Raw genomic sequence first — 15,018 nt, 5'->3', positions numbered from 1 at the left:
TAAGCTGTGATCCTTTTCCCGTCAGACCCGGGCCGCCTCCAAAATCAGCCTGGCCGTCATGTCAGGATGAGAGATCGGAAACTGATGCCCGGCGCGGATTTCCGTTACGGGCAGGTGCCGGAAAGCGGGCGGCAGACGGTACTGCCGGTCGAGTCCTCCCCAGACGAGGCGGACCTTGTCCGAGTCCCACTTCCCGGGGCTCAGGCCGAACGTCCCCGCGTTACCGAGCGCGGCCAACAGATCCGCGTTCGTTTTGCGGACACGCGGCGAAGCCAAATCCCGGAGCACGTAGCGCACGTATTCCTGCGGGATGTCCTCCCTGTCCGCAAAGCTGCCGGATTTCAGCAGCTTCCGGACCAGCGACCGCTCCGTCATCCGCTTCAGCCAGGCTCCTGCAAGCGGGGGAAGCGCCGCCCCGGGAGCCGCAAGGACCGGATGCAGGGCCGGCTGCAGAAGTACCGCCCTGCGGACATGGCCGGGCAGCCGCTCCATCACCTTGGCGGCGATCAGCCCTCCGAAGGAGTGGCCGGCCAGCACCACCGGCTGTCCCAGCTCCTTCAAGGCCTCGGCGACCGCCTCGATATACCCGGCGACCGCATCCCGGCCATGATGATAGGGCGACCGCCCGAAGCCCGGCAAATCAGCGGCGTATACGGGATGGCCGTTCAGCCGGGAAGCGGCCGGGAGCAGCGGGAAAGCCCCGCTGAAAGTCCCGTGCAGGAGCACGATCGGGATACCGGTGCCCTCCGGGCGGAACCACACGGCGAGCTTGCCCAGCCTGCCGGGTTTAAATCCTGCATCCGGCAGGCCCGCCTCCCCGTGAGAGAGCCGGTAATCCAGGTCGGCGACGGTATGGGGAAGAATTTCCTTCTTAAGCCCCATCTCCAGCCCGTATTTCCGCTCCAAAGCTTGTTTGGAGGCGAGAGGAAAATCGGCATCCGCGATAAAATTCATGGATTCCGCGGGAATGCCGGTTTTACGGCCCCATTTTGTCCCCAGGGCCTTGGCCAGCAGGGGAAGAGGCATCGTGCCGACGGGCTTTCGGACTCGCATTTCTTTGGCGATCATAGCCGCCAGCTCGCGCATATCAGGGCTGCCGCTTTTTTCATCCAGCAGAAAATACGTACCGTTCCCGGGCTTTTCCTCCCGGACCAGCGCGGCGATGAATGCGGCCGCATGATCGGCGTGCACCATGGGCAGCCAGTGTCCGGAGCCTCCGGGCGAAAGGGGCATCAGACCGCGCCGGACCGAGTCGACAAGGATGCCGAGGCCCCCCGTCTGCTCCGTGACGCCGGTGACGGAATCCCCGATCACGACGCTGGGATTCACGACGGAGAGCGGAATTCCTTCGCGGTACAGCTCCTTGCGGATATACAGGTCTGCGGCCAGCTTGCGGTTCTCGTAAGGAGGCTCGCCGGGATGCCCGATATGTTCGGGAAGATCGGCGTTATTTTCGTGATAAGGGCTCTTGAAGCCTACCAGATGAATAAAATGCTTCAGTCCCCGGCTTTTGCGGATGCGTTTCGCCAGAGACACCATCTCTCCGCTGGAACGGAAAAACACGCTCTCGGCTTCCTCTGGTCCCAGCCCGATGTCCATGGGGCCGCCCATGTGCAGGAGAATATCCGCCTGGCCGGCAAGCTCCAGTCCGGTATCGTCCAGCCCGAGCGAAGGCAGCGACAGGTCGCCTTTCACGGGACGGATGTACGGGGAACGCTCCAGCCCTTCTTTTTGCAGAATAGCATCGAAGCGGGTGAGAGACCGGACAAGGACGGTAAGCTGATGGGGCTGACCCTCCCCCGGAAGGGATAAAGCCCGGAGCACGTGCCGGCCGATAAAGCCGGTTCCGCCGGTGATAAAGATATGAGCCATGAACGAACACCTCTGAATTTATAATATACTACTATGCAGTACTAAAATAGCGTAAAAAAATTACTTTAGCAGCTGGGCTAAAGCGGGAAGCACTTGTTGCATATAAGTGGAATCAGGGCTGGCATGCTGGAGGAAAAGCGCGCCTTCTATACCGGAAATGATCAGGGCGGCCGCAGGACCCGGTTCCAGACTTGCTCTCAGCTCTCCGCTGCGTACGCCTTCCGCGAGAAGCCCTTCGAGGTACACCGTTTGTTCCCGGAAAAAACGCCCGATCCGCTCCCTTACGAATCCGGCCTCTCTGGAGGTCTGGACGTACAGCGTCAGAAAAGGGCAGCCTCCGAGGAAATCGTCCTCTTTCTGCATCAGCAGCTCGCCGATCGCCGCTATTTTCTGCGGGACAGCCAGTCCGCTCCGGGAACCGGCTTCACGGATAAGCTCCTCGTAACGCCCGACGAGTCTTTCCGCAACGGCTCCGAGCAGCTCCTCCTTGCTTTTAAAATGATAATAAATATTCGTTTTGGAGACTTTGCTCTCGGTTACGATTTCGTCCATACTGGTAAGGAGAAACCCTTTTGTCAGAAAAAGGTGTTCGGCGGTATCCAGGGTTTTGTCCCGGTTGGAAGGTCGTTTGGTTGTTTTCATATTACTACTGTATAGTACTAAAAGGGGTTTCGTCAATCTTTACTTTCGGAAAGAAGGGGAGAAGATGAGTCTTGCGGAAGCGCTGGGCTACCGCCCGGCTGAAAAACTGCTGATCGTCAACGCGGACGATTACGGCATGTGTCATGCCGCGAACGAAGGAATCGCGCAGCTTCTGGCCGAAGGAGCGGTCTCGTCGGCGACCGTCATGATGCCGTGCGGCTGGGCCAAAGAAGCCGCGGAGTGGGCGGCCGTCCATCCTCAGGCGGATGTGGGCGTCCACTTGACATTTACGAGCGAATGGGCGCCGTACAAATGGGGACCGGTAACCCGGCATGGGAGCGTCGCGTCGCTCGTTACGCGGGAAGGTTACTTTCCCGCGGATTCCGCGTCATTCGAGCGGAGAGCCGACCCCGATGAGGTGCGGACGGAGATCGTGAGCCAGATCGAGCTGGCGATGAGGATGGGCGTTATGCCGACTCATCTGGACAATCACATGGGAAGCTTGTACGGCCTGGGCACCGGGCGGGATTTCCTCGGTATCGTCTTTGATATCTGCGCGTCCTATGGTCTTCCTTTCCGCATTCCCCGTTACGTGGACATGGGACTGGAGGTGCCGGCCGAAGCGGCCAAGCTGGCCGGGCTGCGCGCCGCTCAAGCCGATGCCAAAGGCGTGGTGATTCTGGATTATTTGCTGGGCCTTCCTTTTCATACGGAACAAGGGGAAACCTACGAAAGCTTCCGGGAAACCGTCATGGAGCTATTGAGGGCTCTTAAGCCCGGGGTCTCGGAGTTCATTCTGCATCCGGCTCTGCCCGCCGAGGAATTGAAAGCGATCAACCCTCATTGGCAGAAGCGCGAGTGGGAATTCCGCCTTTTTCGCGATCCCGTCATAAAAGATCTCCTTGCCGCCGAAGGAATAAGTCTCATCGGCTGGTCGGAGCTGCAAAGATTACAGAGGGCGGTCCTTTAAAAAAATTCCCCCATCCAAGGAAGCCGCCGTACTGCTTGGCCCGGTACAGGCCCGACGGCTGTAGCACCGCGTTGACGAACAGATTGATGTAGGACACGGTGCGGGGGTCGGGTATTCGTATATGGCCGTAGGAAGGGTCCTGGTCGCGGTTGCCGTAATTGCGCCGGATTCCATCGGAAAACGTGACAAATACGGCCGTTTTTGCCTGGAGGACACGCAGGGAGCCTGAGTGGGACGTTCTGCGGATTCGTTTTCGTTTCTTCCGGTTAAGCCGCACCGCACCTGCCTCCTTCCGCAGCGGAGCTCTCACTCTTCTTTCTGTTTATATATGCAAAAGAGAGGCCGCCGTAAACCGGGCGTCTGCCGGGACCCGATCGTAACCTGTGCGGCGGGCCTGTTTTTTTGCAGCGTTAAAAAGAATGCCGGTAAGCCGCTTCAAGCGCCGAAAAGGAGGGATTTTCATGAAAACGGGACGGGCCGCGCTCCTCATTTTTCTTTTGCTGGCAGCATGTAACGGCAGCGGGGAAGTTCAAGTTCCCCGGGAGCACAGTTTGGCCAAAAGCTATCTGGAGGACAAAGGCTATCGCGTTTTGTCTTACGAGGGTGAAGTCCAAAGCTACGAACTGACGAAGGATGTGCTTAAGAAATTACCGGGTAAAATAGTTTGGGGTCTCCAGTCCGTAGACCCGGATCGCTATTTGGGCAAAATGATCCGCGTCCAAAAATTTGTCGTCAAAGGCCATCCGCTTTCCAAAGGAAAGGTCGACGTTTATGTGTATGAAAATGAGGGGGAGCCTTTCGGCGGGACCTCGTTTCCTCAGGATCAATACGGCTCGGCCGGCAGCGGCTGGTCGCTGGACGGTAAAACGCTGGAAGAAGTCCATTCCGTTTCTTTTCCGGATTGGCGCGAAGCATGGCAGGAGAAATACGGGAGTTAAAGGGGGGCGGAAAAAATGGACGCGTCATTTCTGGAACGCGATACCGTAACGGTAGCGAAGGAACTGCTCGGATGCGAGCTTGTCCGGCAGACGGAGGAGGGACTGATCCGCGTCGCGATTACGGAAACGGAAGCCTACAGAGGCTCCGACGATCCGGCCAGTCACGCCAGCCGGGCGGTTACCCCGCGAAACCGCCTTATGTTCGGCGAGGCGGGACGTCTGTACGTGTACCTCATTTACGGGATGCATCTGTGCATCAACGTCGTCGCCCATGAACCGGGCGGGGTGGGTGCTGTGCTGCTGCGTGCGGCCAGGCCCCTGGAGGGGCTGGAGCTGATCCGCGGCAACCGCGGGGGTGCCCCGGACCGGAACCTGCTGAACGGTCCCGGCAAACTGGCCCAGGGTCTCGGGATCACACGCAATCTGAACGGCTGCAATCTTCTTGCGGTGCCGCCGGAAGGATTAGCGCTGGAGAGTGGAACCCCGCCTGCGGGCCCGGTTCTCGTCACACCGCGGATCGGTATTACCAAGGCGGTGGACTATCCATGGCGTTTTGTGGCGGAGTGAGCGGCCTGGCGCCAGGGGCCGGAGAGGGCCGGGGAAGCTATTTCTGTTCCGCAGCAAGAGATTCTCACGGCAAAATCCATTGCTGCGGATCAGCCCGGCAAGCGTAAGCATCCTCCCCCGTATACGCACCGAAACATACACAGCCCGTTCCGGACAAGCCGAGGCGGGCTGTTTTCGTTTGGAATCAAGCTGACAAAATCCTGTGAAAATTAGGGGAACACCCTAAATTTGACTTTCGGTTCCCCGGCAATTAACATTTAGATAAGTGAAATGTTCCGTGTTTAAATATTTCACTATGAAACCAAATGTTGAACTCCATATCCGATCGTGCGATTGTATCCTGGTCCTTTTTTGTCCCCTTATTGCGCTTCATTTTCCTTAGGGGGAACGCTTAATTCGAAAGGAAGAAACGTTATGCCGGTGGATCCGCGTATTGCCATGATGCTTAAACAGATGAATTCACATCCGCTGCCGTCTTGGGAGGAACTGAAGCCGGAGGACCTCCGCAAAGGGACGGGAAATGCCGCCTTCACCTTCGGGGTGGAGGAGGTCAAGCAAGTAGAGGACCGGAAGCTTCCGCTGAAGGGGCGGGATATTCCCGTCCGGATTTACACGCCTGAAGGCCGGGGGCCTTGGCCGGTGTTTGTCTTTTTTCACGGCGGCGGCTTTGTAGTCGGGGATTTGGAGTCGCATGACTCCATCTGCCGGAACTTGGCGAACTCGGTTCATGCCCGGGTGATTTCCGTGGATTACCGTCTTGCACCGGAACACAAATTTCCGGCGGCGGTGGACGACGCGTACGAGACTGTTCAGTGGATCGCTTCCCGCCCGGAAGAGTTCGGCATCGATCCTACGCGAATTGCCGTCGGCGGGGACAGCGCGGGAGGAACGCTTGCGGCCGTTACCTGCATCAAGGCGAAAGAAGCGGGCGGCCCGGAAATCGTGTACCAGCTGCTTTGTTATCCTGCCGCGGGCTTCCTCGAAGAGGACCCGGCTTCGCTGCGCGAGAATAAGGAAGGCTACCTGCTGTCGGCGGGGATGATGGAATGGTTTTCGAAGCAGTATTTGAACACGGAGGAAGAAGTGAAGAATCCGTATGCTTACCCCATTCACCATAAAGATCTCGGCGGACTGCCGCCCGCGATGATTGTGACCGCTCAATACGACCCGCTCAGAGACAGCGGCAAGGCTTATGCGGACAAGCTTGTCCAGGCGGGAGTCGAAGTGGTGTACAAGAATTACGAAACTCTGATTCACGGCTTTGCCAACTTCCACAAGTTCGTCCCTGCCGCACAGGAGGCGCTGGATGAGATGGCCTCGCAGCTTCGGCTGGCCTTGGGCACGGATAAACGGTAAAAAAAACGGTAAACGGCAGCCCTATACAGCGACATAGATGACATAACAACAAGCATGGCCCGAGAACGGACAGCGCTCGTACATCTTATTTTGGAGGCGGTATAAAATGACTACGCTCTTTTCGCCGGACTTTTTGAGAAACCCTTATCCGTTGTATGCACAGCTTCGTCAAAATCAGCCTGTCATGTTCATGGAACCGCTCGGAATCTGGTCGGTTTTCGACTATGAGCACGTCAAACAAGTGCTGTTCGACCATGCACGGTTTTCTTCCGAGCATCGCCCCAAATTTGAGGAAGGGGCGGAGCAGGACAACCGGGAAGAAGGCGGATTCAGCCTCATTACGATGGATCCTCCCCGGCATACTCAGCTGCGGACCCTGGTGAGCAAGGCGTTCACGCCTAAAGCGGTCGCCGCGCTGGAATCGCGTATTGCGGCGATTACTCACGAGCTGCTCGACGAGGTATCGGAGACGGGCCGCATCGATCTGATCCGCGATTTCTCGTACCCGCTGCCCGTCATCGTCATTGCGGAGATGCTCGGAATTCCGAGCGAAGACCGCGAGCAGTTCAAGCATTGGTCCGATGAAGTTGTGGCGTCGGCAGATTCCGTCGTCGGAGCGACCAACAGCGAATCGCAGAGAGCGCATGAGGAAATGAACGATTATTTCCGCAAAATCATCGCCCTCCGGCGCGAAGAACCCCGGGACGATCTCATCAGTGCGCTGCTTGCCGCCGAAGAATCCAACACGCATCTCTCCGAAGGCGATATTCTCTCCTTCTGCGCGCTTCTGCTGGTGGCCGGCAACGAAACGACGACGAACCTGATCGGCAACGCCGTGCTGTCGCTGCTGGAAAACCCGGACCAGCTCGCGAAGCTGCGTGAACAGCCGGAACTTCTGCCGTCCGCGATCGAGGAGGTGCTCCGCTTCCGGTCGCCGCTGCAGGCGATGTTCCGCACCGCCGCGCAGGACGTGGAGATCGGCGGCCAGGTGATCCCGGCCGGCAGCCGTGTCGTGGCCTGGATGGGCTCGGCGAACCGCGACGCCGGCAAATTCGCCGATGCCGACAAGTTCGATATCGCACGCGAATCGAACCCGCACATCGCCTTCGGCCACGGCATGCACTTCTGCCTCGGCGCTCCGCTGGCCCGCCTGGAAGCGCGTGTAGCGCTTCAGGCGATCCTGGAGCGCCTGCCGGATCTGGCCCGGGCGGACCGGGAGCCGCTGACGCCCGCCCGCGGGTTTATCGTCCACGGCGTGAGCAGCCTGCCGCTGACGTTTACGCCGACGAAGCGGCTCGGCTAGTCCAGCCGATGGCCGTATTGATGCCGGCCTGCCGGTTTCGGACGCTTCCCAGGATGCGTTGCGGCCCTGCGCGGCGGTCGGTAAGCCGGGACCGCCTATACCCGGCCTGCCGTGCCGGTCCCTTCGGTTTAAACCCGAATGACGTTTTCGCGTTTGTCCGGGCGGCTGCCGCCCGGCTTACCCGGCAAGCGTCACCGCCGGACCGCACCGATCCAAATAACGCAAAAAAAGCCCAGACCTGAAGGTCTCGGCTTTTTTTGCTGACATTTAGTGAAACGGGACGGTGTTAACCCAGGGCGTTATGGTTATGGTTTGTAAGCACAGGAAGCATCTTGACTTGCTTAACCATTTCGGATTTGCAAATCGGACAGAGAGGGACTTGATTAAACGAGAAATTTTCCCGCATCCAGCATACGCAGCTTTCTTGGCTGCACGCCCAAACGGTGATCTCTTCTTCTGGAACAGGTTCCATGTTCTTTTTGGAATAATGCATAGTGACCCTCCTTCAGATAGTCGGCCTTCTCTATAGTCTACGCAAGACCGTATAGGTTATAGAAGTTCATGAAAAAGAACTGCCTAATCCTAGGAAAGGCAGTTCCTTCTATAAGTTTGTGTAGTTGCTTACAGTTTTACAACGTTCTCGGCTTGTGGACCACGGTTGCCTTGAGCGATGTCGAATTGAACGCGTTGGCCTTCGTCAAGGGACTTGAAGCCATCGCCTTGAATCGCGGAGAAATGAACGAAAACGTCTTTGCCGCCTTCAACTTCGATAAAACCGAAGCCTTTCTCAGCGTTAAACCACTTAACTGTACCTGTTTCCATGCTTGTAAAACCTCCCGGAAATTTAAAGATTTACCCATATCCTTTTAGGAAAAAAGTCCACACATTACAAAGTGCACCCATTCCGTGATATCCTTTGTAATATGTGAACTTAGAACTAAAAATATACGTATAACTCATTTTACCATATATTTTCCGCTATAGCAACTTTAGGGGCGCCCAAATCCTGGATTTTGAACCGGATATTTGGCGGTTAACGACTGGCGGTCGCCGGTTTACTTACTCGGAAGCCGGGTTTTTTTGGCTAAAAAATTGCCGTGCCGCTGAACACGCAGTCGCTGTCTCGTGACGAGCGAAGAGCGGCGGCTCCGTACACGGTGTGCCGGTCCGCAGTCTTCGAGCAGGGCTGTCTGCCGCTGATCAGCCAGAGCATGAACAAAACTCTCCCTGCGCAGCAGGGGATGTATGAACTCCGGCCTCTTTTAACCGGAATCCGGACGGCCTCTATGGAGACTATTACCGCCAACAATCGATTGTCGGAAAGAATCTTTTCCGAAAGGCACCCGCAAGGGTGTCTTTTTTTGCCTGGAATCTATATAATCAGAAAAGGCACATTTTGGATGCCGCGAAAGTTCGTATCCCGCGGAACATAAGGGTTTACCTTTTTTGCGGAACGGGTATTAGAAGTTATGATTTTCCAATTATAAGGGAGAAAAGGTCAAGCCTGACACAAGTTCAGCGGATCTGTGCCGCTGCTTTTTCGTAGGAGGAGAGAGACCTGCGGTAATTGGAGAAATCGGATAGAGCGGAGAGAATGATATAGAGAAACGAATGGGACCAGAGTCAGACACAACGATTGTCTCATCATATATAGAAACGGCGCGGACTGTTCTTACAGGGCTGTCCAGACGCCGTCGGCACAAACCGGATGGGGGCACGGTCTCTTTTGAACGTGCTTCTTTCTTTTCCGCCGTAAAACGTTTCAGCCCCTCCTGACTTGACCTTTTCTCCCCGTCCTAAGATGAAATGGAGGGAATGTGTATGAAGAATAAAGCAGGTTTGACGCTTCTTTTGTCGGCGAGTTTGCTCGTACTTTCCACCGTTCCCGCGGGTGCGGTACAAGAGAGGGCGGACAAGCCGGTGCTGACTTTTCCGGTAATCAGCGATGTGCATGTCGACGCCTCCAAGAAAGAATCCCAGCGTAAATTTACGGAAGCTCTCGAAGACCTTAACCGGGTTAATCCGAATGCCGACGCTCTCGTGATCAACGGGGATTTGACCGGCGGCTCCGCCCGTGATTACACGAGGCTTAACGAGCTGATGAAAAGCGCCCCGCATCCCGCAAAAACTTTCGCCACTATCGGCAATCATGAATTTTATTCCGCCTGGCTGAACGCGAAAGGAAACTGGAGTCCGAACAGCTTTCCCAATAAAGAGACCGAAGCGGCTTCCATCGGCAGATTTTTGTCTTTTACCGGAGAGAAGAAGGTCTACTATGAAGAGGAAATCAAAGGTTACCCGTTTATATTCCTGGGTTCGGAGCAGTACCGTCAGACCAACCCCGACAATATGGAAGACGCCTATCTTTCCAAGGAGCAGCTGAACTGGCTGGAACAATCGCTCGCCAAGCACGGCCAGGAATCGGGGAAGCCGATTTTCGTTTTCCTGCATCAGCCGCTTCCCGGAACGGTTGCCGGAACGTCGGTAGCCTCCAACAAGCGACCGGTCGTCCAGCATAAGGAGCTGAAAAGCATTTTGTCGAAGTATCCGCAGGTGATCTTTTTCAGCGGCCATACGCACTGGGAGCTCCGGCAGCCGAACACTCTTGTGAAGGACAAGTTCACGATGGTCAATTCCTCCTCCGTGGAACGTCCGTGGACTTCCGACGGTCAAGGCGGAGAGAAGCTTAAGGACGCCAAGGAAAGCGAAGGCTTGTACGTAGAAGTGTACGAGGACCGGGTATCGATTCAAGGGCGGGATTTTTACGCCAAGAAGTGGATCCCGGAAGCCCAGTTTAAAATTCCCGTCGGGAATTAACGGAAGAGACACCGGAGTTTACCGATATGAACCGGCATCGGCCTATACGGCCGGTGCCGTTTTTATTTTTTGCGTGAATTTGCGGTATAATGAACAGATAGGTAGCTACATAAATTTTACAGAGGAGTTTAACGGGAATGGGATATGTGTATTTGGCCGTTGCCATTATAGGTGAAATTATTGCGACCAGCCTGCTGAAATCTTCGGAAGGCTTTACAAAATGGCTGCCAAGCGCGGGCGTCATCCTCGGTTACGGAACGGCGTTCTACTGCTTGTCCATGGCGCTCAAAACATTGCCGCTGGGTCTCAGCTACGCGATATGGTCGGGAGTGGGGACCGCTTTTACCGCTATCCTCGGTTTTCTGGTCTGGAAAGAGAAGCTGAGCGTTGCCGGAGTGATCGGAATTATTCTCATTATTGCCGGCGTTGCGCTGCTGAATCTGACTAACAAAGGACATGCCTGAACCGGGGCATATAACATGGATTACTGAAACGATGAAAACGGATGGCCCACGGCTTTCCGTTTTTTGCGTGCCTCGTGTCATTTGGGGCGCGGAAAACTTTACCGAAATTTAAGGAATGGAACTTATTGCAAAGGAGGCATGTAGAAAGTTGTCGAAAATGGAGAGATGACATAGAAATTGAAACCTGTCAAGGAGTGAAATTGATGAAACCCGGTTTAACCTTCAAATTCCGTGATTTGTCTTTGCGGATCAAAATTTCCCTGCTTTTGCTTGTGATGACGTCGGTTCCATTAATTGCGGCCACTCTTATCCTAACGTCGAATTCCAATGGCTACATTTCTAAGCAAACCCAAGAAAACTTGAGAATACGGGCAGAAATGGGCGCGGCCGATATCGACTTGTGGATGGAGCAGAAAATAAACGCGGTGGAGGGGCTCGTAAAAGCGCATCCTGAATTTGCGGCGGCGGCTTCCGAGAAAGAAGTGCTGCCTTATCTCGACATTCTGCAGGACAGCGATCCTGAAATGTTCTATTTTGCCTACATCGACCGCAAAGACGTTTCTTACGGTACGGAAGGCGGAGTTACGGACGTATCGGCTTTTCAGAACGTTAAAAACGCGAAGGCGTCCAAAAAGCTGGCCGTCACGGATATTTTGAAAGATGTCAGCTCCAAAGAAGATATTATCATTATCGACCAGCCGATTCTGGACAAGAACGGCGAATATGCCGGAATTATTCAAGCGATCGTAAGTCCGAAACAAATCGTTTCGCTTGTGTCGCGGATTCATTTCGGGGAAAAAGGCTACGCCTTCCTGCTGTCCGGAAACCGCAATATTCTGCTCCATCCGGACCCGGCTGATATCGGCAAGCCCGCGAAGGATATCGCGCCGGATCTGGACAATAAGCTCGCGGCCTCCGCGGACAAAACCGGTTATATATACGCCGACGACGGGACGGTGGGAGAGGCTGCTCTGGCTTACTCCGAAGTGCAGAAAACCGGCTGGAAGCTGTTTATAAGCGCCCCGAAAACCGAGGTGTACAGTACGGTGGCCAAAGCGAAAACGCTGGCCGGCGTCATAATCGCGATATCCGTCCTTCTCGTTATTCTGATTTCGATCCTCGCTTCCCGAGCTATCCTGCGCCCGCTGATGAACATTTCGGGGATGATGCGCAAAGCCGCCGGCGGCGATTTGACCGGAAGGCTGGACGTGAAGGGAAAAGACGAAATGGGTCTGCTCAATGCGGATATCAACGGCATGATGGACTCGTTCGGCTCCATCCTGGACCGGATGAAAAACGCGATCGATCATATGGCGTCGTCCAGCGAAGAGCTGACGGCTATTTCCGCCGAATCGGCCGGCGTCGCTTCCCGCACGTCCGAAACGGCCAATTCCACGGCCGTGGGAGCCGAAACCCAGCATGACGCGGCCCAGCAGACCGCGCAGGCTATGGAGGAGATGGCGATCGGCATTCAGAAAATCGCGGCTTCCTCCACACAGGTGGCCGAAACGACGGACAGCGTGCGCTCCGAGGTAAACCGGGGCAGTGAAACGGTCGATCGGACGCTGAACCAGATGAAGGTCGTGGGAAGTAACGTACGGGATTCGGCGGGCACGATTTATTCGCTGCAGGAGAAATCCGCGGAAATCCAGAAGATCGCCAGTACGATTTCCGATATCGCCCGCCAGACGAACCTGCTGTCCCTTAACGCGTCCATTGAAGCGGCTAGAGCCGGCGAACACGGCCGGGGTTTTGCCGTCGTGGCGGGTGAGGTCAAGAAGCTTGCGGAGCAGACAAGTCAATCGACCGTGGAGATCCAGGAGATTTTGGATGAAATCGTCGCCGCCACGGGCAAAAGCACGGAGTCTATCGAGAGCAGTCTAGAGGAAGTCGCCCAGGGCGAAGACTTGATGAACGCGATGGCGCAGTCGTTCCGTTCCATCCAGACGGCTATCCTGGATGTGTCCGCCCAGATTGAAGAAGTGTCCGCAGCCACCCAGGAAATCTCGGCAGGGACGGAAGAAGTGTCCGCTTCTTCGCAGGAAATGGTCGATATTTCGAAGCAGACGCTGAATCAGATGCAGCAGGTCGCCCAAAGCATGAACGGGCAGCTTCATTCGATGAACGACATTTCCTCGTCGGCCGAGTCGCTCAGCTCCATGGCGGAAGAGATGCAGAAGCTGGCTTCCGCTTTTACGATCAAGTAGTCATATACAAAAAAGGCGGGCCGCATCGGCTTGCCGGGAAAACCGCGCGTGCTTCTATGGAAGCCGTGCGGTTTTTTGCATGTGATTAACGGATGTCACGGGGCCGGTATATTACGCCAGAGAGCTGCGCGATCCGTATACGCTGCCGCAACACCGTCGCTTGCTACGCGATCCCGACGCACGCGTGAAGCGCTGCGCGGAGGCTGGTCGAAGCCCGCGCAAACCTCCGGGGGTTTGCTGCAACGTGAGGGTATGCCGCGATCCTTTCCGTAAGCTGCGGTTCAAAAAAAGGCCCCGATTAAGGGGCCTGCGTTGTTTAGCCGGTTAGCGTGCCACGATTCGGGCCTCGCTTTTCCGGATGTACGCCGTAAAGGCTTGCCTAGCTTACCCGGCATGTCCGGAAATGAACTGGATAGCCGAGTAGAGTCCCAGCACGATGATTGCCGAGGCGGCGAAAGCTTCAGCGGGCTCGTACATCGCCCGGATGCCTTTTTCCCTTCCCGAGAAGGAGTAGAAGGCAAGACCGAGGGTGTAAAGCATACATACATAGAGCAGATTTGTCAGCCCTGCCGCATAGAGAAGAAACAGCGAGTAGAGCGTAGCGGCGGCTCCATAAGCCAGCTCGCGCTTGCGCGGTCCGCTCCAGAGGGGGGATTCCCCGGGAGAATTCTGCGTGGCGTAGGCTTTTCCCCCGATCGCCGTTTTGACGAGAAAGAGTGAAGACAGCAGGTAAGGCATAAGCGCCGCCGTCGTCGCGACAAGGTACAGCGCATGGTAGGTGGACGAGGCGGTTACGACCAGGATCAGGAAAAGCTGGACGGACCCCGTCGTCATCCAGAGCGCGCCTTTGGGGGCGCCGTTTTTGTTTTCGCCGGACAACCAGGCCGGCATGAGCTTCTGCTTCCCTGCTACGTAGAGCGTCTCCGCGGAAAGCAGAGACATGCCGAGCAGGAGCCCGAGCAGAGAGACGATGAGGCCGGCGTTGATCAGCACGGCGCCCCACTTGCCGACTGCCGCTTCCAGCACATAGGCGGCCGACGGCGTAGGAAGCGAGGCGAGAGCCGCTCTGCTCATGGCTCCGTAAGAAAGCAGCGACACGAGCATATACAGGACGAGCGTGCCGATGAGGCCGATGACTGTCGCTTTGCCGACGTCTGATTTGCGCTTGGCGCGGCCGGACAGCACCACGGCGCCTTCTACGCCGAGGAACGCCCAGACGGTAATAAACATCGCCTGCTTCACCTGACTCCCTATATCCGTGAACCGGATGGGAGACCCGGCGGCTTCGGCGGCGGTTTTCCACAGGTCCGCGATAAAAGTCGGCGAATGAAAGACGGTCGCCAGCGCCGCTATAAAGACCAGGATCGGGATAAGCTTGGCCATCGTCGTTACGATATGGACGAGAGTCGCTTCCCGGATTCCCGAGAGCTGTAAACTGTGGAGCAGCCATACGAGCAGCGAAGCGCACACGATGGCCAGGACGTTATTGCCGCCGTCGAATACGGGAATGAAATAATCCAGAGCGCCGAACAGCAGCACCGAGCTTGCCACGATCGTGATCATATTGGCGAGCCAGTAGCCCCAGGCGCTTATAAAGCCGACGAAGCGGCCGAAGCCGGTTTCGGCGTAACGGACGATGCCGTTATCCAGGCTTGGCAGCCGGTTGGCGAGACTTTGGAAGGTTAAGGCAAGCATGATGACTCCGACGCCGGTAAGCGCCCAGCCGATCAAGGCGGCGCCGCTTCCCGCATCCTGCGCCATATCGGCAGGCATGCTGAAAATCCCTCCGCCGATCATGGAACCTACGACAAGGGAAATGAGAGGGAGCAAACCGAGTTTGCGCGGCTCGTTAGACATAAATAAGGACTCCTTTATTGCTTAT

Annotated in this window: 15 protein-coding genes; 8 read left to right on the top strand and 7 right to left on the bottom strand. The window is 56.2% G+C overall.

Annotated elements, in window-relative coordinates; all coding sequences use genetic code 11:
• Window positions 1-21 precede the first annotated feature (21 nt).
• Both C4S74_RS17425 and C4S74_RS17420 read right to left on the bottom strand, forming a co-directional pair.
• Window positions 22-1,872 carry an alpha/beta fold hydrolase gene (locus C4S74_RS17425; RefSeq protein WP_103996571.1) on the bottom strand — a complete coding sequence of 617 codons (1,851 nt, stop codon included), beginning with the start codon at window positions 1,870-1,872 and terminating at the stop codon, window positions 22-24.
• A gap of 60 nt (window positions 1,873-1,932) precedes the next feature.
• Window positions 1,933-2,514: a TetR/AcrR family transcriptional regulator gene (locus tag C4S74_RS17420; RefSeq protein WP_103996570.1), complete on the bottom strand. Its 582-nt coding sequence runs from the start codon at window positions 2,512-2,514 to the stop codon at window positions 1,933-1,935.
• A gap of 64 nt (window positions 2,515-2,578) precedes the next feature.
• Here C4S74_RS17420 and C4S74_RS17415 point away from each other — a divergent pair, with 64 nt between their 5' ends.
• Window positions 2,579-3,484, top strand: a complete 906-nt coding sequence (locus tag C4S74_RS17415) for a polysaccharide deacetylase family protein (RefSeq protein ID WP_103996569.1) — start codon at window positions 2,579-2,581, stop codon at window positions 3,482-3,484.
• On the opposite strand, the gene C4S74_RS17410 is transcribed toward C4S74_RS17415, so the two are convergent.
• The gene (locus C4S74_RS17410; RefSeq protein ID WP_146065511.1) at window positions 3,438-3,761 is read right to left on the bottom strand and encodes a DUF4183 domain-containing protein; all 324 of its coding nucleotides are present in this window, start codon (window positions 3,759-3,761) and stop codon (window positions 3,438-3,440) included. The two genes, C4S74_RS17415 and C4S74_RS17410, sit on opposite strands and share 47 nt — an antisense overlap.
• A gap of 184 nt (window positions 3,762-3,945) precedes the next feature.
• On the opposite strand from C4S74_RS17410, the gene C4S74_RS17405 reads away from it, so the two are divergent.
• The 4 genes from C4S74_RS17405 (at window position 3,946) to C4S74_RS17390 (ending at window position 7,648) form a co-directional block, all read left to right on the top strand.
• The gene (locus C4S74_RS17405; protein ID WP_103996568.1) at window positions 3,946-4,422 is read left to right on the top strand and encodes a hypothetical protein; all 477 of its coding nucleotides are present in this window, start codon (window positions 3,946-3,948) and stop codon (window positions 4,420-4,422) included.
• Window positions 4,423-4,437: 15 nt separating this feature from the next.
• Window positions 4,438-4,989 carry a DNA-3-methyladenine glycosylase gene (locus C4S74_RS17400; RefSeq protein ID WP_103996567.1) on the top strand — a complete coding sequence of 184 codons (552 nt, stop codon included), beginning with the start codon at window positions 4,438-4,440 and terminating at the stop codon, window positions 4,987-4,989.
• A 414-nt stretch (window positions 4,990-5,403) separates the two neighbouring features.
• The gene (locus C4S74_RS17395) at window positions 5,404-6,345 is read left to right on the top strand and encodes an alpha/beta hydrolase (protein ID WP_103996566.1); all 942 of its coding nucleotides are present in this window, start codon (window positions 5,404-5,406) and stop codon (window positions 6,343-6,345) included.
• A gap of 106 nt (window positions 6,346-6,451) precedes the next feature.
• Complete coding sequence (locus tag C4S74_RS17390) at window positions 6,452-7,648, top strand: cytochrome P450 (protein ID WP_103996565.1); 1,197 nt, start codon at window positions 6,452-6,454, stop codon at window positions 7,646-7,648.
• A 286-nt stretch (window positions 7,649-7,934) separates the two neighbouring features.
• Here C4S74_RS17390 and C4S74_RS17385 read toward each other — a convergent pair whose 3' ends face one another.
• From C4S74_RS17385 to C4S74_RS27065, 3 genes are all read right to left on the bottom strand, one after another.
• Window positions 7,935-8,141 carry a cold-shock protein gene (locus tag C4S74_RS17385; protein ID WP_009674668.1) on the bottom strand — a complete coding sequence of 69 codons (207 nt, stop codon included), beginning with the start codon at window positions 8,139-8,141 and terminating at the stop codon, window positions 7,935-7,937.
• Window positions 8,142-8,269: 128 nt separating this feature from the next.
• Window positions 8,270-8,470, bottom strand: coding sequence for a cold-shock protein (locus C4S74_RS17380; RefSeq protein WP_016423801.1), 201 nt, complete (start codon window positions 8,468-8,470; stop codon window positions 8,270-8,272).
• A 262-nt stretch (window positions 8,471-8,732) separates the two neighbouring features.
• Window positions 8,733-8,861, bottom strand: coding sequence for a hypothetical protein (locus C4S74_RS27065; RefSeq protein ID WP_258042517.1), 129 nt, complete (start codon window positions 8,859-8,861; stop codon window positions 8,733-8,735).
• Window positions 8,862-9,469: 608 nt separating this feature from the next.
• Here C4S74_RS27065 and C4S74_RS17375 point away from each other — a divergent pair.
• The 3 genes from C4S74_RS17375 to C4S74_RS17365 all read left to right on the top strand — a co-directional run bounded on the left by C4S74_RS17375 (window position 9,470) and on the right by C4S74_RS17365 (window position 13,136).
• Window positions 9,470-10,465, top strand: coding sequence for a metallophosphoesterase (locus C4S74_RS17375; RefSeq protein ID WP_103996564.1), 996 nt, complete (start codon window positions 9,470-9,472; stop codon window positions 10,463-10,465).
• A 137-nt stretch (window positions 10,466-10,602) separates the two neighbouring features.
• A complete protein-coding gene (locus C4S74_RS17370; protein WP_103996563.1) occupies window positions 10,603-10,929 on the top strand; it encodes a multidrug efflux SMR transporter in 327 nt (108 codons plus the stop codon).
• Between the two features lie 203 nt (window positions 10,930-11,132).
• Window positions 11,133-13,136, top strand: coding sequence for a methyl-accepting chemotaxis protein (locus C4S74_RS17365; protein WP_103996562.1), 2,004 nt, complete (start codon window positions 11,133-11,135; stop codon window positions 13,134-13,136).
• A 384-nt stretch (window positions 13,137-13,520) separates the two neighbouring features.
• On the opposite strand, the gene C4S74_RS17360 is transcribed toward C4S74_RS17365, so the two are convergent.
• Window positions 13,521-14,993 (bottom strand): basic amino acid/polyamine antiporter, encoded by a 1,473-nt coding sequence (locus tag C4S74_RS17360; protein WP_103996561.1) that lies wholly within the window; start codon window positions 14,991-14,993, stop codon window positions 13,521-13,523.
• Between the last annotated feature and the right edge of the window lie 25 nt (window positions 14,994-15,018).

Source organism: Paenibacillus sp. UNC499MF, assembly GCF_900107975.1.
Classification (GTDB): domain Bacteria; phylum Bacillota; class Bacilli; order Paenibacillales; family NBRC-103111; genus Paenibacillus_F.
This window is presented reverse-complemented; position numbering and strand designations above follow the sequence as displayed.